This is a genomic window from Lederbergia graminis, from assembly GCF_042655485.1.
GTDB classification, from domain to species: domain Bacteria; phylum Bacillota; class Bacilli; order Bacillales; family Bacillaceae_C; genus Lederbergia; species Lederbergia graminis.
Genome location: NZ_JBHSMC010000014.1, coordinates 214,308 through 240,128, shown reverse-complemented (window position 1 = coordinate 240,128; position 25,821 = coordinate 214,308). Strand labels below are relative to the sequence as shown.

The 25,821-nt window shown below is 36.6% G+C and carries 18 protein-coding genes; 7 read left to right on the top strand and 11 right to left on the bottom strand.

What is annotated here, in order from left to right; genetic code table 11:
• Positions 1 to 183: 183 nt before the first annotated feature.
• The 7 genes from glpK to xylA all read right to left on the bottom strand — a co-directional run bounded on the left by glpK (position 184) and on the right by xylA (position 10,236).
• A complete protein-coding gene (glpK, locus tag ACFPM4_RS11325) occupies positions 184 to 1,677 on the bottom strand; it encodes a glycerol kinase GlpK (RefSeq protein WP_382351537.1) in 1,494 nt (497 codons plus the stop codon).
• A gap of 14 nt (positions 1,678 to 1,691) precedes the next feature.
• Complete coding sequence (locus ACFPM4_RS11320) at positions 1,692 to 3,323, bottom strand: glycerol-3-phosphate dehydrogenase/oxidase (protein WP_382351535.1); 1,632 nt, start codon at positions 3,321 to 3,323, stop codon at positions 1,692 to 1,694.
• 185 nt (positions 3,324 to 3,508) lie between these two features.
• The gene (gene nhaC / locus ACFPM4_RS11315) at positions 3,509 to 4,996 is read right to left on the bottom strand and encodes a Na+/H+ antiporter NhaC (RefSeq protein WP_382351532.1); all 1,488 of its coding nucleotides are present in this window, start codon (positions 4,994 to 4,996) and stop codon (positions 3,509 to 3,511) included.
• A gap of 33 nt (positions 4,997 to 5,029) precedes the next feature.
• A complete protein-coding gene (locus ACFPM4_RS11310) occupies positions 5,030 to 6,202 on the bottom strand; it encodes a MalY/PatB family protein (protein WP_382351529.1) in 1,173 nt (390 codons plus the stop codon).
• A 16-nt stretch (positions 6,203 to 6,218) separates the two neighbouring features.
• A complete protein-coding gene (gene xylB, locus ACFPM4_RS11305) occupies positions 6,219 to 7,733 on the bottom strand; it encodes a xylulokinase (protein ID WP_382351525.1) in 1,515 nt (504 codons plus the stop codon).
• Positions 7,723 to 8,889 carry an ROK family transcriptional regulator gene (locus ACFPM4_RS11300; protein WP_382351522.1) on the bottom strand — a complete coding sequence of 389 codons (1,167 nt, stop codon included), beginning with the start codon at positions 8,887 to 8,889 and terminating at the stop codon, positions 7,723 to 7,725. The genes xylB and ACFPM4_RS11300 overlap by 11 nt, the downstream gene beginning before the upstream one ends.
• Positions 8,890 to 8,907: 18 nt before the next feature.
• Complete coding sequence (gene xylA, locus ACFPM4_RS11295) at positions 8,908 to 10,236, bottom strand: xylose isomerase (RefSeq protein ID WP_382351519.1); 1,329 nt, start codon at positions 10,234 to 10,236, stop codon at positions 8,908 to 8,910.
• A 273-nt stretch (positions 10,237 to 10,509) separates the two neighbouring features.
• Here xylA and ACFPM4_RS11290 point away from each other — a divergent pair, with 273 nt between their 5' ends.
• From ACFPM4_RS11290 to ACFPM4_RS11275, 4 genes are all read left to right on the top strand, one after another.
• A complete protein-coding gene (locus ACFPM4_RS11290) occupies positions 10,510 to 12,036 on the top strand; it encodes a glycine betaine uptake BCCT transporter (protein WP_382351516.1) in 1,527 nt (508 codons plus the stop codon).
• Positions 12,037 to 12,396: 360 nt separating this feature from the next.
• On the top strand, positions 12,397 to 14,229 hold the full coding sequence (locus tag ACFPM4_RS11285; RefSeq protein ID WP_382351513.1) for a PAS domain S-box protein: 1,833 nt from the start codon (positions 12,397 to 12,399) through the stop codon (positions 14,227 to 14,229).
• Between the two features lie 80 nt (positions 14,230 to 14,309).
• On the top strand, positions 14,310 to 14,447 hold the full coding sequence (locus ACFPM4_RS11280; protein WP_186324598.1) for a hypothetical protein: 138 nt from the start codon (positions 14,310 to 14,312) through the stop codon (positions 14,445 to 14,447).
• A gap of 222 nt (positions 14,448 to 14,669) precedes the next feature.
• Positions 14,670 to 15,488: a glycoside hydrolase domain-containing protein gene (locus tag ACFPM4_RS11275; protein ID WP_382351510.1), complete on the top strand. Its 819-nt coding sequence runs from the start codon at positions 14,670 to 14,672 to the stop codon at positions 15,486 to 15,488.
• Positions 15,489 to 16,506: 1,018 nt separating this feature from the next.
• Here the strand turns inward: ACFPM4_RS11275 and ACFPM4_RS11270 are convergent.
• The 4 genes from ACFPM4_RS11270 to ACFPM4_RS11255 form a co-directional block, all read right to left on the bottom strand.
• Positions 16,507 to 19,620, bottom strand: a complete 3,114-nt coding sequence (locus ACFPM4_RS11270; RefSeq protein WP_382351507.1) for a carbamoyl phosphate synthase large subunit — start codon at positions 19,618 to 19,620, stop codon at positions 16,507 to 16,509.
• Entirely contained in the window at positions 19,613 to 20,701 is a 1,089-nt protein-coding gene (locus ACFPM4_RS11265) for a carbamoyl phosphate synthase small subunit (protein WP_382351504.1), read from the bottom strand. The genes ACFPM4_RS11270 and ACFPM4_RS11265 overlap by 8 nt, the downstream gene beginning before the upstream one ends.
• Positions 20,702 to 20,833: 132 nt before the next feature.
• Positions 20,834 to 21,292 carry a flavin reductase family protein gene (locus ACFPM4_RS11260; protein ID WP_382351501.1) on the bottom strand — a complete coding sequence of 153 codons (459 nt, stop codon included), beginning with the start codon at positions 21,290 to 21,292 and terminating at the stop codon, positions 20,834 to 20,836.
• A 212-nt stretch (positions 21,293 to 21,504) separates the two neighbouring features.
• Entirely contained in the window at positions 21,505 to 22,842 is a 1,338-nt protein-coding gene (locus ACFPM4_RS11255) for a hemolysin family protein (protein WP_382351498.1), read from the bottom strand.
• 322 nt (positions 22,843 to 23,164) lie between these two features.
• Between ACFPM4_RS11255 and ACFPM4_RS11250 the strand changes: the two genes are divergently transcribed.
• The 3 genes from ACFPM4_RS11250 (at position 23,165) to ACFPM4_RS11240 (ending at position 25,811) form a co-directional block, all read left to right on the top strand.
• Entirely contained in the window at positions 23,165 to 24,016 is an 852-nt protein-coding gene (locus ACFPM4_RS11250; protein ID WP_382351495.1) for an undecaprenyl-diphosphate phosphatase, read from the top strand.
• Between the two features lie 114 nt (positions 24,017 to 24,130).
• The gene (locus tag ACFPM4_RS11245; protein WP_382351492.1) at positions 24,131 to 25,102 is read left to right on the top strand and encodes a ring-cleaving dioxygenase; all 972 of its coding nucleotides are present in this window, start codon (positions 24,131 to 24,133) and stop codon (positions 25,100 to 25,102) included.
• Between the two features lie 169 nt (positions 25,103 to 25,271).
• On the top strand, positions 25,272 to 25,811 hold the full coding sequence (locus tag ACFPM4_RS11240; RefSeq protein ID WP_382351489.1) for a P-loop nucleotide/nucleoside kinase family protein: 540 nt from the start codon (positions 25,272 to 25,274) through the stop codon (positions 25,809 to 25,811).
• Positions 25,812 to 25,821: the final 10 nt, after the last annotated feature.

Below are 25,821 nucleotides of genomic sequence, written 5' to 3'. Positions count from 1 at the left end.
TTAAAATTCATTGTTGTTAACAACTTAGTTGATTGTAGCGGATGTACACGAGACTCCTGCGGGAACAGCGCGAGCCGAAGATCCACTTGGCAAAGAGGGTTTTCTTTGCCAAGTTAGCTGAGGCCGTGCCCGCGGAAAGCGAGTGTACAGGAGCGAAAATCAACAACAGAGTTTAACAGAGCTTTATTTAAATGCAATTGTTGCGTTTACTGCTTTTTTCCATCCATTATATAGATCTTCTCGAATAGCCTCATCCATTTTTGGAGTAAAAGAGCGATCCATTTTCCAGTTTTTCGTTATTTCGGAACGGTCTTTCCAAAATCCCGTTGCTAAGCCTGCTAAGTACGCCGCTCCTAATGCTGTAGTCTCATTAATTGTCGGGCGTTCCACTGAAACATTTAACATATCACTTTGAAACTGCATGAGAAAATTATTTTTCACCACACCACCATCAACGCGTAATGCTTTTAATGGTATTCCAGAATCTGCTTCCATAGCGTACAACACATCCCTTGTTTGATATGCAAGAGATTCAAGTGTAGCTCGGATAAAATGCTCCTTGGACGTTCCCCGTGTTAATCCAAATACTGCTCCTTTTACATCACTATCCCAGTATGGTGTACCTAACCCGACAAATGCAGGAACAACATACACTCCATCGGTAGACTCAACCTTTTGCGCATATTTCTCACTTTCAGCAGAATCGCGGAACAGACGCAAACCATCTCGCAACCATTGGATAGCAGAGCCCGCTACAAATATACTTCCTTCTAGCGCATACTCTACCTTTCCATCAATCCCCCAAGCAATCGTTGTTAATAGTCCGTGTTCCGACACAACCGCCTGTTCTCCAGTATTCATTAACATAAAACAACCTGTACCATATGTATTTTTTCCCATCCCACGCTCAAAACAAGCTTGACCAAATAGTGCGGCTTGCTGGTCACCAGCAATTCCCGCAATAGGAGTCTTTTGTCCAAAAAAGTGGACATCCTCCGTATGTGCGTAAACTTCTGAGGATGAACGCACCTCAGGTAGAATCGAAGCAGGTACTCCAAGAATTTCTAGAAGCTCTTCATCCCATTTTAATTCATGGATGTTATACATTAGAGTCCTAGAGGCATTAGAATAATCCGTTACATGTACTTTTCCACCAGATAATTTCCATACGAGCCAAGTATCAATCGTGCCGAATAATAAGTCACCTGCTTCAGCTTTTTCTCTTGCACCTTCTACATTATCTAATATCCATTTTACTTTTGTTCCTGAAAAATATGGATCAATTAATAAACCTGTCTTACTACGAAATGTTTGTTCATGACCTGCTGCTTGGAGTTCCTCACATATTTCCGCTGTTTGTCGTGACTGCCAAACAATCGCATGATAAATCGGCTCACCTGTGTTTTTATCCCAAAGAACGGTCGTTTCTCTTTGGTTCGTTATTCCAATCCCAACAACTTGCTCAGGCTTAACATTTTTCTCTGAGAGAACTCTAGCAATTACAGCTAAAACAGAACTCCAAATCTCATTTGCATTATGCTCTACCCAACCTGGTTGTGGAAAATATTGTTTAAATTCAATTTGTGATGTATGAAAAATTTCACCGTTATGATCAAACAATATTGCTCGCGAACTAGTTGTACCCTGATCTAATGCCATAATATATTGTTCACTCATTTACACTACCTCCATCATTTGAAAGTTGTTGCCCTAGCTATTTCCTCATTTAGATCCTCCACATAATGTGACTTTTCCTCGTCTGTCCAATTAAAAATCGTTGCCATTTCTTCGATTATTTTATGCTTCCACTGCTCTACTTTTCGCATATCAAATAATAAGTAACCCGTTCTTCTTAAGATAAAATCTGTCGGTTTCACAACCATTTCATGATGAATGCTATAAAGTAGTTGTGCGTGTAAACTTGGTGGCAGATTAGATCCCTCTTTATTCGTAAGGTAAGACAACACTTTATCTACATTCGTACCATATAACTTCGCTAATTTATAGCCATCCTCCTGCGTTAAACCAAAACTTTCTGCTTCCTGGGCTTTCTCCTCTAAAAAAGAATCGAGTTGTGCAGATCCCCCAACATCTCCACCAGAAATGCGAAGCGTTTTTGTTATACAAGGGCTAGTTGCCTTCCCAAGTTGATGTACAAGTAGGTTAACTACTTTTTCAGCCATTTTACGGTAGCCAGTTAATTTACCACCAGCAATAGTAATCAATCCTGTGTCAGATTCCCATATTTCATCTTTTCTCGATACTTCCGAAGGACCCTTTCCCTCTTCATGAATTAATGGTCTTACACCTGCCCAACTTGACTCTATGTCTGTATCGGTAAGCTTAATGGCAGGAAACATATAATGTATGGCGTTAAGTATATACGTACAATCCTCACGTGTAACATGTAATTCACTCGGATCTCCATCATAAAAGGTATCCGTCGTCCCTACATATGTTTTTCCTTCACGTGGAATGGCAAACACCATACGACCATCAGGTGTATCAAAGTAAACGGATTGTGAAAGAGGAAAGGTCTTTCGATCAAACACAAGATGAATACCTTTCGATAGTTTTAAGTGTTTCTCTTCAATTGTTCCTTCCTTTTTCCGAACCTCATCCACCCAAGGCCCTGCTGCATTGACCACTTTGCGAGCACGAATTACATGATGTGAATTGGAAAGCATATCAACTATATTAACGCCAACAATGATACCTTGTTCATAAATAAAGCTATCTGCTTTGACGTAATTCATAATATGTGCTCCTCTTTCATGAGCAGATTTCATCACTTCAATTGTTAATCGTGCATCATCTGTACGATATTCCACATAGAATCCACTACCTAATAACCCATCTTCCTTTATATATGGAACTTTTTCTAATGTTTCTTCCCTTGTTAACATCGTTTTGCGTTCTGTTTTTTTCACTCCTGCAAGGTAATCATACATGGTAAGTCCGATTGCTGTCGTAAACTTGCCAAATGTGCCTCCTTTATGAAAAGGGAGAATCATCCATTCTGGTGTAGTTACATGAGGACCATTTTCATAAACAATTGCCCGCTCTTTACCAAGATCTGCTACTTCCTTAATTTCAAATTGCTTTAAGTACCGTAATCCTCCATGTATTAGTTTCGTAGAGCGACTCGATGTTCCAGCTGCAAAGTCTTGCATTTCAACTAATGCTACTTTTAAACCACGTGAAGCCGCGTCGAGAGCAATTCCAGCACCCGTTATTCCGCCACCAATAACTAGTAAATCATATTCTTTATTTCCCATAAGTTGTAATAGCTGTTCCCGGCTAAATGCGGAAAAATCACCCATCATGGCTCTCTCCTTCGTAACTCAGCTCATTCCTCTTAATTTGCTTTAAAATTCCACTCGTTATACTAACAAAAAAGAGACTAGCCCGAACACTAATGCACTATGCTCTAATGTCGTCTAGTCTTACAATTCTATTATTATATGTTATTAGTCATAATTTATTATTAATTCACTTTAACTAATAATTATTTAGCTATGCTTTGCAATGGCATCTCGGAAGTATGCGTCTCTGCCATCATTTTTTCTTGTTCTTCTTTCGATAATTTAGCTATACCAAATCCAGTATAACCCCAAATTGTCGCAAAAATAATACCTGTCCAACATAATACTGCCCATGGTAAATATTCTAATGTTGCTACACCTAATGTTCCTGCCATATAGGCACCTGCTGCTGTCCAAGGTAAAATTGGTTCAATAATGGATGCAGAATCCTCTATCGTTCTCCCTAAGTTCTTAGGATGTAAGCCTCTTTTAATATATGTTTCGCGTAACATTTCCCCTGGAATTAAGATAGAAATTTGCCCATTACTTGTAACGCCAATCATCGTTAAGCCAGTAGCAATAGTTGTAACGATTAAACTACCCGTTGATTTAACAAATTTAAGTAATTTGTTAATAATCAATTCAATTGAATTAGTAACTGAGATAGTCCCAGCAAATGTAATAGCACAGAAACAAATGAGTAATGTCCCCATCATTGAATTCATTCCACCACGATTCAATAAAGTAGGGATATCAGCTATTACAGTAGCTGCATCAAAGTTAGAAACTTGTATCATCGATACGTTAAAACCGTTTACAACTGAAGCTACTACACTTTTCAACGAAAATCCTTGGAAAATCAAGCCGTTCACCATTGCTACAATTGAAGATAATAGCATGACGGGAATAGTTGGTTTTCTCCAAATGGAACCGATTAAAACAATCAAGACAGGTATAATCAATAGTATATTCCAATTAAAAATTGTACCTAGTGTATCCATGATTATTCCAACTTTTTCTGGTAAATCCCCACCTGCACTATTCGTATTAAGGCCTACTACTAAAAATACAATACCTGAAACGATAAATGAAGGTAATGTAGTATATAATAAATGACCAATATGCTCGTATAAATTTACACCTGTAGCAAGAGCAGCAATATTAGTAGTGTCAGATAATGGCGATAATTTATCTCCAAAATATGCACCTGCTACAACTGCACCTGCTACAGCAGCAAGATTAGCATCCATCCCCGCTGCTACACCCATAAACGCTACACCAATTGTCCCTGCAGATCCCCAAGAGGTACCTGTACATATTGCAACTATAGATGTAACAAGAAATGCAGTGATTAGTAAATATTGCGGGCTAACAATTTTCAAACCATAATAGATCATCATCGGGATAGTACCACCGACCATCCAAGCTCCAATCATAAAACCTACTGTGATTAAAATTAATATTGCAGGCATCGTTTTTGCAATTTTTTGAGATACAGAATCCAGAATATCATTGTAGGAATGGCCTAGATAAATAGCAATTGCTCCAGCTACAATGGCTGAAATAATAATGAGCGGCTCCGGTGGTAATTCAAAGAATACATATCCACCAAATAGTAATACAATCATTGTTAGAATTGGTAATAACGCTAAGAACAATGTTGGTTTCTTAACAGTAGTTGTTTTTGACATCTGTCCTTCACCTCTTTTGTATTGTAACAATCCCTAGTTGTATTGCTGATAAATACCTGCGATGCGTCTTAAGCCTTCTTCTAAGAGTGGACGTGGAGTTCCAACATTGATTCGAATAAATCCTTCATATTCATTACCGAAAGAAGAACCGAAACTCAATGCGACCTTTGCTTCGTCTAATATCCATTTTTTTAAATCGCTTTCTTTTTCACTCCATTTTCGTGCATCTAGCCACATTAAATACGTACCTTCTGTAACAAGTGTATTTACTTTTGGTAGATGCTGTTCACAAGATACTTTTACGTAATTCATATTTTGTTGTACATAATCCTTTAACTCTTTAAGCCAAACATCACATTGTGTATACGCAACCTCTAAGGCAGGTACTGCAAAAAATGTGGGATTATGAATACCTGCCTGAACTATGTTCTTTTGTAACTGAGTGCGTAGCTTATCATTTGGAATAATAATATTGGCAATCTCTAAACTTGCTAAGTTAAACGTTTTTGCAGGTGATGTGCAAATAATAGAATGTTGTGCAATCTCCTCTGAAATGTTTGAAATGAAAGTATGACGATGTTCCCCATACGTAAAATCAGAATGAATATCATCTGATATAAGCAAAACATTGTATTTAACACATAATTCTCCTAATCTCTTAAGCTCTACTTTCGTCCAAACACGTCCAGTTGGATTATGTGGTGAGACAAAAAGTAAAACTTTTACGCCAGCTTTCATTTTTGCTTCTGTATCTTCGAAATCAATTTCATAACGACCATCTTTCAACAGTAAAGGGCTTTCAATTAATGTTCGATTGTTTAGCGTAACTGCATTCGTAATTGGGCCATACGACGGAGTATGAACAAGAACTTTATCTCCCTCTTCCAAGAAATTTTGAATAATGAGCGAGACTGCTTGTACAATTCTCGGTGAGAAGACAATCCATTCTCTAGGAATCTCCCAATCATACATCCGTTTATACCAATCCTGAACCGCGGCATAATAGGATGATGATAGATCGGTATATCCATATATTCCATGTCTAGCCATTTCTACCATTTTGTTTACGAGTACTTTTGGAGCTGGTATATCCATATCAGCAACAGATAGTGCAATTACTTCTCGCCCATACTGCTCCGCAAGCTCATCCCATTTAGCAGAATTTGTATTAAAACGATTAATAATCTGATCAAAGCTGTTTCTCATGTTGTTCGCCTCTAGTCTACAAGCTCTCGTTGACTTGATATATTGCTCCAAAAGTATCCTTTAAAGCGGAATAGACCTTTTGGAAAACAGGGAACATTTTTGCGTACACTTCCCCATTAGATACATTTGGTTCAAATACCTTTCCATTTTCGTCCATTTTAGTACATGCTTCTTCTAATGATTGATAAGCACCAGTTCCAACTGCAGCTAAAATGGCAGCTCCTACAGCTGGTCCCCCCGAATTAGAGGAAGTTACTACGGTTGTTTGCAGCATATCCGCAAATATTTGCATCCATAAAGAACTCTTCGTACCTCCACCAATGATACTCACTTGTTCAAAAGTAAGATTTAAGTCCTTGGAAATTGCAAACGAGTCATTAAGTGCAAATGCAACACCTTCTAATACAGCTCTCGTCATATCTCCTCTAGTATGAGTTGGGCTCAAGCCTATAAATGACCCTCTTGCAAATGGATCATTATGAGGTGTTCTTTCCCCACTTAAATATGGAAGGAAATAAAGTCCATTACTTCCCGCTGGAGAAGCTTCTGCCTCCTGTAATAACTGATCATAATCGCCATGATGTATATCTTCTATCCACCATTTTAAAGATGCAGCAGCAGACAGCATTACACCCATTACATGCCATTTTCCTGTAGCATCACAGAAGGAATGTAAACGATTATTTTCATCTACGGAATACGTCCTTTGCGGAGAAAAAACAACGCCTGAAGTTCCTAAAGAAATTAATGCTGTACCTTCGTGGATAATACCGCTTCCAACTGCACCAGCAGCATTATCTCCACCACCAGCAATAACTTGTACACCTACTGGAAGGCCAGTTTGTGTAGAAGCGCTCTCATTAATTTTTGCAGCTACCTCATATGATTCAAATACTTTTGGTAGCATTGCTTCATTTATTCCGATAATATCTAATATCTCTTGAGACCAAGTGCGTTTTTCTACATTAAAATACAGTGTACCAGAAGCGTCTGAAACATCTGTAAACAGTTCACCTGTTAATTTATATCCTATAAAATCCTTCGGTAACATGAAGTAACGGACTTGATCAAAAATTTCAGGCTGATTCTTTTTCAACCAAAGAATTTTTGGTGCTGTAAAGCCAGTAAGGGCCATATTTCCAGTATGCTTCGTTAGAAATTCCCTGCCAACTTCATTATTTAAGTAAAGACATTCTTCATGAGTACGTTGATCATTCCATAGAATAGCAGGTGTTAACACCTCGCCATTTTTATCTAGTGCTACCATTCCATGCATCTGACCACTTAAACCAATACCTGCTATATCACTTGTATCTACATCTTTCAAAATCTCTTGTATACCAGCAATTGTCGCTTCCCACCAATCCATCGGATGTTGTTCTGACCATCCAGGGTGGGGGTGATATATCGGATATTCCTTTGTAACTTGTTTCTCTATTTTACCTGGTTCTTCCATATAGACAATCTTTACACCAGATGTACCTAAATCAATTCCAAGATACCCCATAACTACACCTTCTTTACTCTTCATCTGTTAGAAATAGTTGTTTATAAGGGGTAATAGCAGCCCCTAAAATAGATGAATCTGTATATAAACTAGAGAAATTTATATCCACATCTTGTTCATTGTGAAAAACAGCTTGGGAAAAAATGAATTTTCGTAACTCTATTATTAATTGATCACTATATTTAGCAAGCTCGCCACCAATAATAATTTGCTTTGGATCAATTGCTAATAGGATGTTTTGTATACCTAGAGCAATATTTTGCAAATATTGCTTCACAACAATTTGGGCATCTTCATCCTTTGCAATATGCCTCTCCATTATTTCGGCTAGCTTTGGTTGTTCTACACCTGTTTGTTCCTTGTACAAATTAAGTAAAGCTGTTTCTGAACTAAACAGTTCCCAACAACCTGTCCTTCCACAACTACAAACTCTTTCAGAATTTCCAGTGTGCATGTGGCCGAACTCACCAGCACGTTCTTTATTACCCTTATAGAAGCCATCCTTCGATATAATCGAAGTACCAATCCCTTCCGTAATCGATACATAAACGGTATGTTCATCCGAGGCTTGCTTATCAAGCATTAATTCACCAAACGCACCAGCATTTGCCTCATTTTCAATATAAAGAGGGAATGGAAACATATCCTTAAGAAATTGGAGCGAAAATTGCTTTAAACCTAGATTTGGCGCGAGTTCTAACACAAATTGTTCTCGGTTAACTGTTCCTGGAACAGAAATACCAATTCCCATAATGCACTGGCTTTGAATATGTAGCTCCTTAATCATTTCTTGGACTACATCTGCCATTTTTATCATTGCTCGATGAAATCCAGAAGTTGTCTTCAGTTCATCTAAGGAAAACTCTTTCCTGAGTTGGATTTCACAAAATAAGTTGATAATCACCAATTTTACTTTTGTTGGTGTAATTTCGACACCGATTGAAAATCGCGAATTAGGAAGGAGGCGGACTATTTTTGGTTTACGTCCACCTGTGGAATTAGCAACTCCTGCCTCATCCACTATTCCTAATTCTATTAAACTAGTAATATTTGAAGTAACTGTCGGAATGCTTAAATTTGTAATACGTGAAATATCTAGCTTTGTTAATTGGCGATGCTCAAAAAGTGTTGCCAACACCTTATCTCTGTTAATCATTTTCTCATGCTGTTGAACATACATTTACATCACCAATTCTGTTTATTTTGATTCGTAGATATAGTTATTTACAATCGCTTCAAGCATTTCCTGTCTTCCAGAACTTAATTTGATATCATTATTTTTCAATGCGTATTCATATAGATCGTTTAACCCTACTTGCTCATTGACAATCTCTTTCCCTATACCGCTATCATAGCTTTCATAACGTTTTGCAATATTATCTTCAAGTACTCCGTCCTCAAGCAGTTTATGTGCTACTTTTAGGCCCTTCGCGAAGGTATCCATTCCAGCGATATAAGCATGGAATAAATCTTCTGCTTCAAATGATGCTCTTCTAACCTTTGCATCAAAGTTTAAACCACCTGGTGCTAATCCACCTTGCTTCAATACTTCATACATTGCTAATGTTGCATCATACACATTTGTTGGAAATTGGTCTGTATCCCAACCAAGTAATGTATCACCCTGGTTAGCATCAATACTTCCTAATGCACCATTAATTCTTGCCATATTTAACTCATGTTGGAATGTATGCCCAGCAAGAGTAGCGTGGTTCGCTTCAATGTTAAGTTTGTACTCATTTTCAAGACCATATTTTCTTAGGAACCCTAGTACTGTAGCTGTATCGAAATCATATTGATGCTTTGTAGGCTCCTTCGGCTTCGGTTCAATTAATAGTTGACCAGTGAAGCCAATTTCTTTTTTATATGCTGCAACCATTCTTAGTAAACGTGCAAGGTTATCTAATTCAAGTTCTGTATTTGTGTTTAAAAGTGTTTCATAACCTTCTCTACCGCCCCATAGTACGTAGTTTTCACCACCAAGACGTTTCGTTATATCCATAGCAATCTTAATTTGTGCAGCAGTTCTTGCAAAGACATCTGCATTAGATGAAGTAGCAGCACCATGCATAAATACTCGATTACTAAACGCGTTTGTTGTACCCCATAACAACTTAATTCCTGTTTCTTCCATTTTCTCTTCAATTAAGTCTACGATTTCAAATAAATTGCGTTGGCTTTCTGCAAGTGTCTTTCCTTCAGGAGCAACATCTACATCATGGAAGCAGAAGTATTCAATTCCTAACTTTTCCATGAATTCAAAAGCTGCAATTACTCTTCTCTTTGCAAGTTCCATTGGGCTTTCAATGGAATCCCATTCTCTCTCCATTGTTGGTAAACCAAATGGGTCCGTACCGCCAAATGTAAATGTATGCCAATAACTCATAGCAAACCTTAAATGATCCTTCATCGGCTTATCCCCAACTACCTCATCTGCATTATAATGTTTGAAAGCAAATGGGTTAGTTGAACCTGCTCCCTCATACTTTATTACTGGAATATCCTTAAATACAGCTTCTTTCAACATCTACATACCCCTCTCAACATCGTTTTCGTAAGCATTTTCTTAACTTCTAATTATAATATACAACCTTTGAGAAGCGCTTTCAAGCACTTTTTAAATAAATTTTAAAAAGTGCTTTAAAAACTATAATCCCCCCCACTTGTTCTTGAAAATTTAACAGACTTAAGTGCTTTTCCATCATACTTTCTAAAAATAATCGAACTACAGTTAAATAAGAATTGGAAATGAAGCAATACTAAGTATACAAAAACGTGAATCGTCTTAAAGGAGAATGATATGAGAAAAGTTTCAAACGTTTTTTGGATATCAGCAGCTATTTTGTTAGTAGCAGTCATTTTAGGTGTAGCGACACCAACAAACTTTGAAGCAGCAACTGCAAATATCCAAGCATTTATTACTTCTAGCTTCGGTTGGTATTATTTAATTTTAGTGACGGTAATCGTAATCTTCTGCCTGTTACTCATATTTAGTCCAATAGGTGCAATTAGATTAGGTAAACCTGGTGAAAAACCGGAATACTCAAAAACCACATGGTTCGCCATGTTATTTAGTGCCGGTATGGGAATCGGACTGGTGTTCTGGGGAGCAGCTGAGCCACTTTCACATTTTGCCAATAACCCTCCACTTGCAAAGCCAGGTTCAAATGATGCCATTAAAGAATCAATGAGGTACACCTTTTTTCATTGGGGTATACATGCATGGGCAATCTATGGTTTAGTTGCATTAAGCCTTGCTTACTTCAACTTCAGAAAAGACAAACCTGGTCTAATTAGCGCAACGCTTGGCCCATTGTTAGGTAAGCATACGGAAGGTAAAATTGCTACTATTATTGATATCATTGCAGTCACTGCGACAGTAATCGGAGTAGCCACTACATTAGGTTTTGGAGCAGCGCAAATAAACGGTGGATTAGCATTCCTCTTTGATATTCCGATTAATTTTACGGTTCAACTAATTATAATAATAATTGTTACAATACTTTTCCTAATGTCCGCATGGTCAGGATTGAGCAAAGGAATTAAGTATTTAAGTAATGCCAACCTTGTCCTAGCTGTATTGTTATTAGTATTAGTATTTATAGCGGGACCTGGCTTATTTATAATGAATATGTTTACAGACACATTAGGAAAGTATGTTCAGAACATCATACAAATGAGTTTTCGGATAGCACCACTTAACCCAGATCATCGCGAATGGATAAATGATTGGACGATATTTTATTGGGCATGGTGGATTTCGTGGTCTCCTTTTGTCGGTATATTTATAGCACGTGTATCGAGAGGACGTACGATTCGTGAATTTCTAATTGGAGTAATCCTATTACCAACAATTGTTAGCTTTATATGGTTCACTGTATTTGGAACTACTGGAATTGATGTCCAACAAAGCGGGAATGTCGATTTAACACAATTTGCAACAGAGGAAGTTTTATTCGCTATCTTTAACCAATTACCAATTTCCTCGGTATTGTCAATCGTTGCCATATTGCTTGTAGGTACTTTTTTTATTACCTCTGCAGATTCTGCTACATTCGTCTTAGGAATGCAGACTACGTATGGATCATTAACACCTCCTAACCGAGTGAAGGTAACATGGGGTATACTGCTTGCCGCTATTGCTGCAATATTATTAAGGAGTGGTGGATTACAAGCCTTACAAAATGCATTAATAATCGCAGCTTTTCCATTCTCGTTTATTATGATTTTAATGATGATTTCCCTCTACAAAGCTTTAATAAAAGAAAAGAAAGAATTAGGACTCGGACCTCGCCCGAAAGCAAAAAAAGGAATAAATAAAGATTGAAATTGAGACAAATTAGTGTAGATGAATTACAGCCAAACTATTGCTTGAATAACATTCAAGATAGTTTGGTTTTTTCTTGTTACCTTTTAACAAAAATTGCTAAGTATTATTGAGGTTGACTGCTAGTATTCAGATCATATTCTCAATTAACATACCAGGACGTGAGGACAGGGCAGCTTTCCAAAACTTTACCCCATTTCGTGAAATTATTTATTGGGATTTATTTCTTGTTGAATATAATTTCTCCATTTTCTTTTTTCGACATTTTACTAATAATTATATTCTTATTTCTTTTCTGTTAATTTTACTTAAAATTTCTGTTACAATTAAAATATCATAGTCTAAAAAGGGGAGTCTTCGGTGGGGCAAATAAATGTAGAAAATCCCTTCATATTCGAAGCATTACAATGGTTTTCTAAAAAAACAAAAGATATCTTTTTACTTTTAGATAAAAAAGGGATAATAAAATACGCAAATTCAGCTTTTGAAACATGTATTCAAATACCTAATTCGGATATAGAAAATTCTCTTCTATTCGATTTTATTCATCCTGATGATGTAAAAAACACTGTCGAAAAACTACTATTTATGAATCCAGATCAACAATTCATCCCCTTCACAAGTCGATTAAAACAAAAAAACGGGACATACAGTTCAATACTTTGGACTTCTTGTGAGTATACAGAGGAAGGTTCGATTAAGCTTATTTGTCACCCTTTAAAAGATATAATAGATAGTAGAGATAGCATATCGATAGGATGGCGAAGCACGTTTTTTGACTTAACAGATACGGCGGCTGATATTGTCGATGTGGATGGAAAAGTAATCTTAGTGAATCGAGCATTTGAAGAGTTATATGGATGGACACAAGATGAATTAACCGGTAAAAGGCTACCAATTGTCCCACAACATTTAGAATTTGAATTTCAAAATGTCATGCAGCGATTACTACAAGGCGAAAAATTAATTAAGCTTCAGACTGTGAGACAAAGAAGAGATGGTACCCTAATTCCCATAAATTTAATGATAACTCCTGTATATAATGAAACCTGTGAAATTTCCGCTTTATTAGGAGTAACAGAAAATATATCTGAACTTATGGAATATAAAATGCTTGTAAAACTGCAAAACGAAACTTTAGAAGCGGAAGAGAGATTACTCCTTGATATAACCAAAAATATATCGGAAGTCATCTGTTTGTTTGACATAAAAAAAGATAAATTCCTATATGTAAGTCCTTCTATAGAAAAATCTTGGGGGATTAAGCTTGAAGATATTTATGAAAATCCTCTATGTTTTGAAGATAAATTTGATACAGATGCCAGCAATAATTTGATTGAAATTTTTAGATCCACAAGCGGGATATCACAAGCACTTGAATTTAACTTAACAGATAAAGACAGTGGGCAAACTCGCTGGATAAGAGCTGAAATAACTCCGATTACAGATAAAGATGGCACTGTAACGAGACATATAAGTATCTTTAAGGATGTTACAGAATTAAAGGAAAAAACAAATCAAATTAAACAGCTCGACCAATTAGGTGTAATCGGCCAACTAGCAGCAGGAATTGCACATGAAATAAGAAACCCTTTAACAAGTATTAAAGGCTTTGTCCAATTACTAGCCGAGGAAACGAATCATCAATTTGGTGAAATTATTACTTCAGAAATTGAAAGAATCGAATTTATTATGAATGAATTTTTAATACTCGCCAAACCACAAAGGGAAATTGTTTTCAAAAAAGAAAATGTGAATACGGTCGTACAAGAGGTTATTTCTTTTATGCGCCCAGAGGCCGTATTAAATAATGTGGAATTCGTCACAAAATTCAATTCGTTCCCATTTGTGAATTGTGAAGCAAAGCAAATTAAACAAGTAATTATTAACTTAATAAAGAATGCGATAGAGGCAATGCCACGAGGTGGAAAACTACATATACATACTCTCTCAACTGAAGAAGGATTTGTCATGATAAAAGTACGTGATGAAGGTATTGGCATTTCCAAGGAACATCTGCAGCGACTTAGTGAACCCTTCTTTACGAATAAGGAAAAAGGTACAGGCCTTGGTTTAATGATTAGTAATAAAATTATTGAAGATCATAAAGGGTCAATTGAATTTTTTAGTGAACTAGGTAAAGGAACCACTGTAGAGATTCGTCTTCCATTAGCTACGGATATTGGTAAATAAATTCTGTGATAGTTTAACGTTAAATGACAAAAGCTATAAATGCTCAAAAGAGCAATTAATACAAATTAGGAGCTGAAATCATGAAACGAAATGTCTTACCGATAATTGCATCCATTGGTATTGGTGCAGCTGCGTACAGTTTAATGACTGGTCGAGGTGGGCAACTTGCAAATGTGATTCCTCAGCTTTCTGGTCTAAACAACATGACCAAAAAATAAGATATGCGAACAAATAGGACTGTCCATTAAGTCATCATATATGACTTGTGAGCAGTCCTTTTCTTTTTCTCACTTTTTTCATGACATTTAATTCCGATAGCATTGTACCCCTCTCTACCATATATTCCAAAATCCTTTTATATTTTTTTAGTTTGTCCATCCGCTTATCCCCATACCCTCCTTGTACTACTTGCATATTGTACGTAGTAAGGAGGGGAGTATATGACAGAACGACCATTACTATGGGTGATATTAGCCTCTATCTTATTGGCACTTCCATTATTGTTCTTTGCTTTTGGAAATAATAATACGGATACGCCAGGAGATAATGGAAACGACAATAACAACGGTGAAGAACAAAATGATTCAGAAAATAATAATGACATTGATCCAGATAAAGCATTCTGGGGAGTAGACTCAGCAAGTCTAACGACTGAAGAATTATATGCTTGTGTTGTAGATAACTTTGGTACTCCAAAAGTATGGGGTAGATATTTAGGTGATAAAGAAAATGTATCCTTTGGTTTAACAAGTGATGAGGCAGATTATCTCCATTCCAATGACGTAAAGATTTTACTAATATACAACCATTTCTCAGATGCTACAGGTTATGAAAATGGCATGGAACAAGCAAGAAACGCGGTTGAATTAGCAGAAGAACTAGAAGTCCCAGATGGAAAGGCTATATTTGCTGATATTGAGCCTGACTATCCAGTAGACAAAGAGTTTATTAAAGGCTGGTTTGATGGCATGAAAGATTCTGCTTATAAACCAGGTATTTATGGAGTATTTGCTGAAGAACAAGAGCTTTACCCTATCTATAGTGAAGCAGCAGAGGAAAATGAAGAGCTTAAGAACGAAACAATCATTTGGACAGCTTACCCACAAGAAGGTATCACAACAGAGGAAAATGCACCTGAATATAATCCAGGAGCACCTGAAGGATCCTATTTACTTGGATGGCAATACGGAATAGATGCGGAAGCATGTAACATAGACACCAACTTATTCAAAGGCGAACTATTTGAGTATCTATGGTAAGAATGATGGAGTTAATCTGAAACTCAAGAGACTGGTAAATGTAAATTAAAAAATATAAAAAGTCGAACTATTTCTTGAATTATTATCAAGTTAGTTCGACTTTTGTTATTTAAATATATTGTGATTTTCCCGCCCAACAATTATCAATATTAAAGTGGGAACTAATGGTGTACCATGGATGCAATCCCCCCGAGCGGAGGAAATACACGTAGACTCATACCATGAAAAAAACCTCTAATTACGGAAAAGAGAACAATAAATAAAACCCTTCTAATTCGTAAAAAAAGAGCTATACATACCATGTGGCAAGGATAGTTTCAGTATAGACTGCTTAATCCATTTTCACCCTCTGTGGTGTATAGCTGGTTTTGTGATACATGGTTGACTGCGGGACAAAGGCCTCATATATAAGACTATTAGTAGCAGATACTGTTGATTGGAGCGGCGGGCGGCGACTCCTGCGGGACTAGCGTGCAGGTGAGACCCTGCAGATAGAAAAGCGAAGGCGCCTGATCAGCGGCGTACGAACGGGAGACATTCCCTTCTTAAGATAAAGGAAACACGGCGAGGGCCCACAGGATGTGGGTCACGTCGACGTTGTGACGTACAGGATGTACTAATGCAGGCGAAGCGACAGGACGTCGCAGCATGAGCCTGCACAGGATGTGCCGCTTTTAGTCGACGTTCCTCTTGCCGATGTTGACTTATCCTAGGGGAAGGAATGGATCGTTCGTTAGCCGTTAGGAGCTTGAGCTAGACAAGAAGCGGTGCTACTGAAGCGGCTCACCGCTCGCCCCGCGGAAAGCGTCCGCCTAGAGCGGAAATCAACTATTAAAAATTTAACACAACACCCTTTTCATCCGTCATTTCCCTAATAGCATATCTTTTCTCGGTCCATTACCAAGCGCCTTTCACTCTTCTAAGCCCGCGGAAAGCGAAGTGTATTTCCGAAGCGGTATGTCTACACTTACATTGTTCGGATTTACATCCTTGTCAAATCGCTCTGTCTCAACCACTTTTAAATTTGTAACGTCGGTTTATTATCCAGCCATTCATTTAATGAAACAACTGTCATTTCTTTTGTACCAAGTGACTGTAAATACGCTTTGAAGGTTTCTTCCTCCGAAAAAGCGTGCAGTCTGTATTTTGCTGCCATTAAACGTAGCTTTTTATCTTCATCACTATTACCATATGCAAGCACAGCTACTCCACTATTTTCGCTTATCCATGTATCGAAGCTGTCTTCAGTTAACGATAATCCCTTTTCTGTCATTTCTGATATTAATTGCTCGTCAACCGTAACAGAGCTTGCTTTATAGACACTATTACCTTTTTTAGACTTCTGACCATGAAATGCCTTAGAAAGAGCGTCGGTAATATTTTCACCAATCGCAATCCCTTCACCTGTAGATTTCATTTCAGGTCCAACTTTTGAATCTAAACCACTGAGTGCAAATGTCGAGAAAACTGGATACTTCACTACGGTATATGGAATATCTTCCATCATGCCTGTTTTTTCAAATATATTCGACAGCAAATATTTCCCGAGCAATATTTTTGTCGCAACTTGTACTAATGAAATACCCTTTATTTTACTTATGATAGGTATTGTTCTACTTGCCCTCGGGTTAACCTCCAGGACATAAACGTTCTCCCCATCAATGACAAATTGGATATTCATTAATCCTTTATACTTTAATTTTTTAACAATCTTGCTCGAATATAATGATATTTTTTCTTTCACGTTCATTGATATTGTTTTTGCAGGAAGTATTGCCATACTATCCCCTGAGTGGACACCTGCTTTTTCAATATGTTCGGCAATAACAGGAATATATACATCTACTCCATCCGCAATTAAATCTACTTCTACCTCTTTTCCAGGTATGTAAGAATCAATAAGGATTGGATACGCTAATTCAGTCCCGTTATTCAAACGGCTTCGTAATTGTTCCATAGAACTAATTATTTCCATACCTTGTCCACCGATTACATAGGAAGGTCGTATTAAAATTGGGAAACCAATTTTTTCAGCACATTCCTCCAATTCCAGTTTATTCTCAGCAATTGCTCCTGGGACATGTGGAATTTCAAGCTCTTGTAATAGCTGGTAAAAACGATCACGATCTTCTAATTGATCTAGGACATCAAATGAAGTTCCTAAAAGATTTACTCCATATTCTTCTAGTCCTTTTGCTAAGTTAATTGCGGTTTGACCACCGAACTGGACGATAACATCATCAATACCTTCTGCTTCTATTACATTTAATACATACTCCAGTGTTAATGGTTCAAAATAAAGCCGATCTGCAGTCGCAAAATCAGTACTAACCGTTTCTGGGTTGTTATTAATCATTATCGTTTCAATATTTTCTTCTTGCATGGCGTAAACACCATGAACAGAGCAATAATCGAATTCAATTCCTTGCCCTATTCTAATTGGACCACTACCAATCATTAGTACTTTCTTTTGCGTTGTCTTTACTTGTTCATTTTCACCAAAGTACGCGGAATAATAATAGTTTGTATGTGATTCAAATTCCGCAGCGCATGTATCAACTGTCTTATATACAGCATGAACATTCAGTGATTTGCGATACTCCCTCACTTCTAGTTCTGAAACATTCCAAACTGATGCTAAGTAGCGGTCAGAAAACCCCTTTTCTTTATAAACAAGCATTTCATCTTCATCTACAGTGTCCATTGATTTGGAGCTAACTTCCTTTTCTAGCTCTATCAGTGAATCGAATGAATGTAAAAAGAAATAGTCAATCTTCGTTTCTTCATGTATTTCATCAATAGTTACGCCTTTACGCAACATCTCAAAGATGACAAAAATTCGTTCATCTGTTTTTTCTTTTAACTTTTCCCATAACTCTGGAACATTACAATCTTTCAAACTTAACAGCTGTAAGCCGTTTGTTTTCAATTCAAGGGAATCAATAGCTTTTTGGACTCCTCCCTCAAAGTTCCGATGTAAAGCCATTACCTCTCCAGTAGCTTTCATTTGGGTTCCTAATTTACGATGTGCAGTTGTAAACTTATCAAATGGCCAACGTGGGAATTTGACTGCAACATAGTCAAGGGATGGTTCAAAACTTGTGTAAGTACTCTTTGTCACTGGATTAATTAACTCTGACAAGTTATACCCTACTGCAAGTTTGGCTGCAATTTTGGCTATCGGATAACCAGTTGCCTTTGAAGCAAGTGCAGATGAACGACTAACACGTGGATTCACTTCAATTAAATAATATTGTTTACTATTTGGATCAAGCGCAAATTGAATATTACAACCGCCAATAATATTTAAAGCAGAAATTATTTTTATTGATGCTGCGCGCAACATATAAAATTCATCATCGGAGAGTGTTTGCGACGGAGCAACAACGATGGAATCACCAGTATGAATACCAACAGGATCGATATTCTCCATATTACAAATTGTAATGCAAGTATTATTACCATCACGCATTACTTCATATTCGATTTCTTTAAAACCTGCAATGCTTCTTTCAATTAAACATTGGGTAATTGGACTTTCTTGTAATCCGCCACGCACAAGCTCCTTGAAGGATTTCATATTATCTGCAATTCCTCCACCAGTTCCACCTAGTGTATAAGCAGGGCGAACAATGATTGGAAAACCTATTTTCTCAGCAAAAGCAATTGCCTCTTCCATTGTGTGGATAATCTCACTGTCAGGAACTGGTTCATTAATTTCAAACATTAATTGACGAAATAATTCCCGGTCTTCCCCTTTTTTAATGGAATCAATTGGTGTACCGAGAAGTCTTACTCCGTATTTGTCTAATATCCCGTGTTCATCCAATTGATATGCAAGGTTCAGTCCTGTTTGCCCCCCTAATGTCGCTAGTAGGCCATCTGGTCGCTCTTTCGCAATAATCTTTTCTAGAACATCCACTGTTAGTGGTTCAAAATAAACAACATCCGCATTCATATCATCTGTCATGATGGTTGCTGGATTATTGTTTACTAAAATAACTTTATATCCTTCTTCTTTAAGAGCAAGACAGGCCTGTGTTCCTGCATAGTCAAATTCAGCTGCTTGCCCAATGACAATCGGTCCTGATCCAATTACTAAAATCGTTTGTAAAGTGTTGTCTTTAGGCATAAACTTTTTCTCTCCCACTATATTCATTTATCATTTGCAAAAACTCATCAAAAAGATGCATACTTTCTAAAGGACCTGGGTTTGCTTCAGGATGATGTTGGACAGTAAAGATTGGCAACTCTTTATGACTTAGTCCTTCTACGGTTCCATCGTTTACATTACGGAAACGGACTTGTAATGATGTTCCCTTTAGACTTGGCTCATACACTTCGTAACTATGGTTTTGAGAACTCATATATACTTTATTTGTAGTTAAATCAATAACAGGTTGATTTGCACCGCGATGACCAAACAGCATTTTTCTTGTTTTTGCGCCCAATGCTAAAGCTGTTAATTGATGCCCGAGACAAATCCCCATCGTTGGAAAGTTCGTAATAATTTGCTTCAGATTACCAAGCAGGTAATTTAATTGTTCTGGATTACCCGGACCATTAGAAAGTAACACTCCATCCGGATTTATCGCTTTAATCTGTTCACACTTCGTATTAAAAGGAACAACTGTTACTTGGCAATTTCTATTTAATAATGAATCTAATATCGATTTTTTATATCCAAAATCCATTAGTACAATATGCTTTTTTCCCTCGCCAATTCCATACCCTTGAAATGTATTTGTAGAAACAGATTCAATTACGTTATCTCCCGTCATATTGTTATTATCCACAGATACTTTTTCCATTGGACTAATTGTTGCCATCATGGAGCCTTCTAAGCGGATATTTTTAACAACTGATCTTGTATCAACATTACTTAGAAGTGGAATGTTCCATTTATCTAAGTATTCTTTTAAGGAGTATTTAGCTTGATAATGAGAATAGCGCATATTCCCTTCATATACGACAACTCCAGCTACATGTGGTTGTTTACTCTCAAAATCTTCCTCATTTATCCCATAATTACCTACCAGCGGGTATGTGAAAACAACAATTTGATTCTTATAAGACGGATCTGTTAACACTTCCTGATAACCAGCCATTCCTGTATAAAAAACAATTTCTCCTGAAAAAAAGTTGTTACTATTCGTCGTTAACAACTTCCCAGTGAATTTGGACCCATTTGCTAAATGTAAATAATGTTTCATGCCCTCACCTCAACCGATGTCGTATATTTATAAATATAATAGCATTATTATTCATTTTAATCTATAAAAATTCGCATTTTTTATTGTTTGTTTCAAAAAAAGCTCGACAGTTAATACCCTGCCGAGTCTTAGTCATGTAACTTTCCTGTACTTGCCTCCATAAAAACATAAAGGTTCTCCATCTTGAATGCGTAAATCCGTTACCTCACCTATATACAAAGTATGGTCACCAGCTTCGGTCATATCATACAATTCACAAGTAATTTGAACAATTGCATCGCTTATTACTTCCATTTCATTAAACAACTCAAATTCTATTTCACGTTCATCTTTTAACTGACTTGCAAATAAGGCGGAAATCTCCTCCTGATTTTCATTCAAAACACTAATTGCAAACGAACCTGATTGTTTTATATAATTATGCATACTTGTTTGTTTTCCTACTGAAATGAGGACAAGCTTTGGATTAAGTGATACGGATACAAAGGAATTTGCTGTCATACCATGAACTGTATCATTTACTTTCGTTGTTACCACAGTTACACCAGTAGCAAACTTCCCCATTGCTGTCCTAAACGTTCGATCATCCATTGAAGCAACTCCCTTCCTAAAAACTTCTTATCAATCTATTACTTTTATTTTAGCAAACGCAGAAATAAATTCCTATAAAGTAGGTTAGAATAATAAGAATTAAAATTACTACTATTATTATATGTATATACAATAATCGCTAACTTGCATCCAATCCAAAAATAAAACGCACTATTTTGAGGAAATCCTCAACCATAGTGCGTTTTTTTATATTATGCTTCCTTTATTTCCAAATGAATAGGTTCTTCTATAAATTCATTTTTTTTAACCTCTACATATTGGATCTGATGCCCTTCCACTTCTCTAACAGTAAACGTGAATCCTTCTGCAAGTACAACTTCACCTTCTGTAATATCAAAGTTTTGTGACAAAATCCATCCACCGAGAGTATCTACTTCCTCATCAGATAAGTTCGTACCAAGTAGATCATTTACTTCATTAATGAGTACTTTACCACTAAATGAATAATGCTGTTCGCCTAGTTTGGTTACTTCTGCAATTTCATCCGTATCGAATTCGTCTTGGATTTCTCCAACAATTTCTTCAATTATATCTTCAACTGTAACAAGACCTGAAGTACCGCCATACTCGTCTAATAAGACAGCCATATGTGTACGTTCTTGCTGCATCTTTAACAAAAGATCGTTAATTGGGATTGTATCAATCACAAGAATAATAGGTTTTAAGAAGCTGGTTACCTTCACATTATCTGCAGGACCACTATTCTTAATTTGTGCCATTAAGATATCCTTAATGTTTACCAATCCAATTACATTATCTTTGTCTCCTTCATATACTGGATAACGTGTTAGCTTCTCTTTTTTAATAATTTTAAGCCAATCTTGAAAATTATCCTCAGTAGAAAGAGATATCATCTCTGTACGAGGTACCATGATCTCTTTTGCAATACGTTCGTCAAACTTAAAAATATTGTTGACATACGTCAATTCTGATTGATTGATTTCCCCGCTTTTATAGCTGTCGGACAAAATGATGCGAAGCTCCTCTTCAGAGTGAGATTCCTCATGCTCTTTTACAGGTTGGATCCCAAACATTTTTACCATTAAACGTGCTGATCCATTTAATGCCCAGATAAACGGAAACATGATTCTGTAAAACCAGATCAATGGCTTAGCGAAAGCTAATGTTACCATTTCGGATTTTTGAATTGCTACAGTTTTTGGTGCTAGTTCCCCAACTACTACGTGTAAAAACGTAACAATTAAAAATGCAACTGCAACTGAAATTACATGTGAAACAGAAGAACTGATTTCGAAATTCCGAAGGAGAGGTTGAATCATATCTTTTAATGCTGGCTCTCCTAACCAACCAATCCCTAATGCTGTTACCGTAATTCCCAACTGACACGCAGACAAGTACTCATCCATATGTGTCGTCACATGTTTTGCTGCTTTTGCCCCAGGCTTTCCTTCCTCAATAAGCTGATCTACTCTCGAGCTCCTGATCTTTACAATGGCAAATTCCGTCGCTACGAAAAATGCAGTTAAAGCAATCAAAATTGCAATTAAGATTAAACTGACTATGTCCAAATGGTTCACCTTTCAACGAAAGGTGGTACACCTCCTGTGATTTAAAATTCGTCTATGGATAGACGATTTGTAATTATATTATACTACAGGAATTCCTAACTTCATATTATTAAAATATGTTATTTTTAAAATATATGAAAATACTTTCAAAGAAAGAATATTCTTTATGCTATTATATTAGACTTATTTTTTTAGATTTGTGTAGGGTTTTTCACTAAAAAAATCGTCTATTTTGAGGAATATGATTTAATTTTTGTTACACCCTTTCCTTTTTAAGTAGGAGTATGTAAAATTAAAGTTCGAAAGTGAGGATTAAATAATTATGACTGTATGGGATATTATTGTTGCATTAATATTAGGATTTGTGGAAGGTTTAACGGAATTTGCTCCAGTATCATCGACAGGACATATGATTATTGTAGATGATATGCTATTAAAGTCACAAGAAATATTAGGATCACCCGAGGTTGCAAATACCTTTAAGGTAGTCATTCAACTTGGTTCGATATTAGCTGTCGTCATTGTCTTCTGGAAAAAGTTATGGAGTTTAGTTGGTATACATATTGGTGGTAAAGATACTAATGTAACATCTGGTCCACGTTTAAAGTTATCACATGTAATTGTAGGACTTTTACCTGCAGCTGTACTCGGATTAGCATTTGAAGATATAATTGATCAGTATTTATTTAGAGTGGAAACGGTACTACTTGCTTTAGTAGCAGGTGCAGTATTAATGATTATTGCGGATTGGAAAGCAAAACAAAATAAAGAATCCGATGGCGCTTCACTTGATGAAGTTACATATAAACAGGCAATCTTAATTGGTTTATTCCAATGTATTGCACTATGGCCAGGGTTTTCTAGATCAGGTGCTACCATTTCTGGTGGTGTATTAATGGGACTTAAGCATCGTGCAGCAGCAGACTTTACTTTTATTATGGCTGTTCCAATTATGTTTGGAGCTAGTGCTGTTTCCTTAATTAGTAAATGGGATGTGATGACTGCTGAAGTCATTCCATTTTTCGTCGTTGGTTTCGTTAGTGCATTTGTTTTCGCTTGGATTTCTATTCGCTTCTTCCTTGTATTGATAGAAAAAATTAAATTACTTCCATTTGCCATCTATCGAATTGTACTAGCTGCCATTCTTGGTGTTATTTATATTTCGATGATGTAATCTTGAAAAGCTTGCCTGTTACTGGGCAAGCTTTTTTATATAAATTGACAAAAATGATATTACATATTATAATTATCTTGAATTCGAGATATTTTAATTACAGGAGGTTTGAAGATGGAACTAAAAGGGATACATCATGTTTCCGCCATGACTGCAAACGCAGAAAAGAACCTTGATTTTTATACAAATATTATGGGCATGCGCCTCGTAAAAAAGACCGTTAATCAGGATGATACTTCCATGTACCATTTATTCTATGGAGATGAGAAAGGAAATCCAGGAACGGAGTTAACATTCTTTGAAATCCCCATGCTAGCCAAAAATCACAAAGGTGTTCGTAGTATTTCATCTATATCACTTAGGGTGAAAGACGATAAAGCTTTAACATATTGGAAAGCTCGTTTTGAGGAATTCGGAGTTGATCATGAGGATATCAAGAAAAGAGCAAATAGAAAAACACTTGCTTTTACTGATCCGGAAGGACAACAACTAATCCTTGTATCAGATGAAGAAAACATGGGTGTTACTGCAGGAGTACCTTGGGATAAAAGTACAGTTCCAGTTGCATCTGGTGTAACTGGACTTGGCCCTGTTTCATTAACCGTAAAAAATCCAGAACCAACCGAACATGCGCTCACAAATGTAATGGGATTCCGACGTAAAGGAAGATACCCTTCTCCAGTAGCTGGCCAACCTGACATTGTAGTTTTTGAAACAGGTGAAGGTGGTAGCGGGGCGGAGATACATTTGGAAGAACGAAATGACTTACCGGAAACACGCCTAGGCCGTGGAGGTGTTCACCATGTCGCATTACGTGTTGAAAATGAAGATGAACTACATCAATGGATTAAGAAAATCCGTTCAGCTCGCTTTCCAAATTCAGGCTTTGTCGATCGCTTCTACTTTCGTTCATTCTATTTCCGAGAACCAAATGGAATACTTTTTGAACTTGCAACAGATGGACCAGGGTTTGATACAGACGAACATATTGACCACTTAGGAGAGTCTCTAGCTCTTCCTCCCTTCTTAGAAGCAAAGAGAAACGAAATCGAAGCCAAGTTAAAACCACTTCAACTGAAAAAGTAAATATTTTGGCAATTCACTATTTGAAAGGATTAGAGATAGAACAAATTTATCTCCAATCCTTTTTATTTATCTATTCAAACTCCAATTTAACAACCTAAGCAACAATAGAAGGATTTATAGCAATTACAACCGAAATACTATGTAAGCTTTATATTTGGAGGTAAAAAGAATGAAAGATCAGGAATCAAATATCGTTTATTTATTATCAGGTCCAGCAGGGGTTGGTAAATCCACAACTTCCAGGGAACTCGTAAAACAATTTAAAAATAGTGCCTATATATCAGGTGATTATATTAGTCATATGCATGTAAATGGACGAAAAAAACCTTGGGAAAGCAAAGAAGAAGTAAAGTTGATTTGGGATAATATTTTAAGTCTTACAAAGAACTTCCTTCAATATGGCAATGATGTTGTCATCGATTACGTAACCTTCCCACAAGAGGCAAAATGGCTCAATGAAAAGTTACAAGAAATAAATACTCAAGTTAAATATGTCGTCCTTTGGGCCGATAATGAAACCTTAATAAAAAGGGATAATATGAGAAAGATAGAATATAGAATGGGAGAAAGGTGTTTAATTTTAGCGAAAGAGTTTAAAGAAGCGGGATTACAGGAAAATCATATATTGGATATTAGCAAAAATAACTTGGATAACATCCCTACTGTTCTGAGTGAAATTATTAATAATCCTAAATATATCATGTTGTAAATGAAAGGAC

Excerpts from the sequence above, each read along its gene's own strand:
- glpK (WP_382351537.1), bottom strand. The coding sequence starts at position 1,677 with ATGAGTGAACAATATATTATGGCATTAGATCAGGGTACAACTAGTTCG.
- ACFPM4_RS11320 (WP_382351535.1), bottom strand. The coding sequence starts at position 3,323 with ATGGGTGATTTTTCCGCATTTAGCCGGGAACAGCTATTACAACTTATG.
- nhaC (WP_382351532.1), bottom strand. The coding sequence starts at position 4,996 with ATGTCAAAAACAACTACTGTTAAGAAACCAACATTGTTCTTAGCGTTA.
- ACFPM4_RS11310 (WP_382351529.1), bottom strand. The coding sequence starts at position 6,202 with ATGAGAAACAGCTTTGATCAGATTATTAATCGTTTTAATACAAATTCT.
- xylB (WP_382351525.1), bottom strand. The coding sequence starts at position 7,733 with ATGAAGAGTAAAGAAGGTGTAGTTATGGGGTATCTTGGAATTGATTTA.
- ACFPM4_RS11300 (WP_382351522.1), bottom strand. The coding sequence starts at position 8,889 with ATGTATGTTCAACAGCATGAGAAAATGATTAACAGAGATAAGGTGTTG.
- xylA (WP_382351519.1), bottom strand. The coding sequence starts at position 10,236 with ATGTTGAAAGAAGCTGTATTTAAGGATATTCCAGTAATAAAGTATGAG.
- ACFPM4_RS11290 (WP_382351516.1), top strand. The coding sequence starts at position 10,510 with ATGAGAAAAGTTTCAAACGTTTTTTGGATATCAGCAGCTATTTTGTTA.
- ACFPM4_RS11280 (WP_186324598.1), top strand. The coding sequence starts at position 14,310 with ATGAAACGAAATGTCTTACCGATAATTGCATCCATTGGTATTGGTGCA.
- ACFPM4_RS11275 (WP_382351510.1), top strand. The coding sequence starts at position 14,670 with ATGACAGAACGACCATTACTATGGGTGATATTAGCCTCTATCTTATTG.
- ACFPM4_RS11270 (WP_382351507.1), bottom strand. The coding sequence starts at position 19,620 with ATGCCTAAAGACAACACTTTACAAACGATTTTAGTAATTGGATCAGGA.
- ACFPM4_RS11265 (WP_382351504.1), bottom strand. The coding sequence starts at position 20,701 with ATGAAACATTATTTACATTTAGCAAATGGGTCCAAATTCACTGGGAAG.
- ACFPM4_RS11260 (WP_382351501.1), bottom strand. The coding sequence starts at position 21,292 with ATGGATGATCGAACGTTTAGGACAGCAATGGGGAAGTTTGCTACTGGT.
- ACFPM4_RS11250 (WP_382351495.1), top strand. The coding sequence starts at position 23,165 with ATGACTGTATGGGATATTATTGTTGCATTAATATTAGGATTTGTGGAA.
- ACFPM4_RS11245 (WP_382351492.1), top strand. The coding sequence starts at position 24,131 with ATGGAACTAAAAGGGATACATCATGTTTCCGCCATGACTGCAAACGCA.
- ACFPM4_RS11240 (WP_382351489.1), top strand. The coding sequence starts at position 25,272 with ATGAAAGATCAGGAATCAAATATCGTTTATTTATTATCAGGTCCAGCA.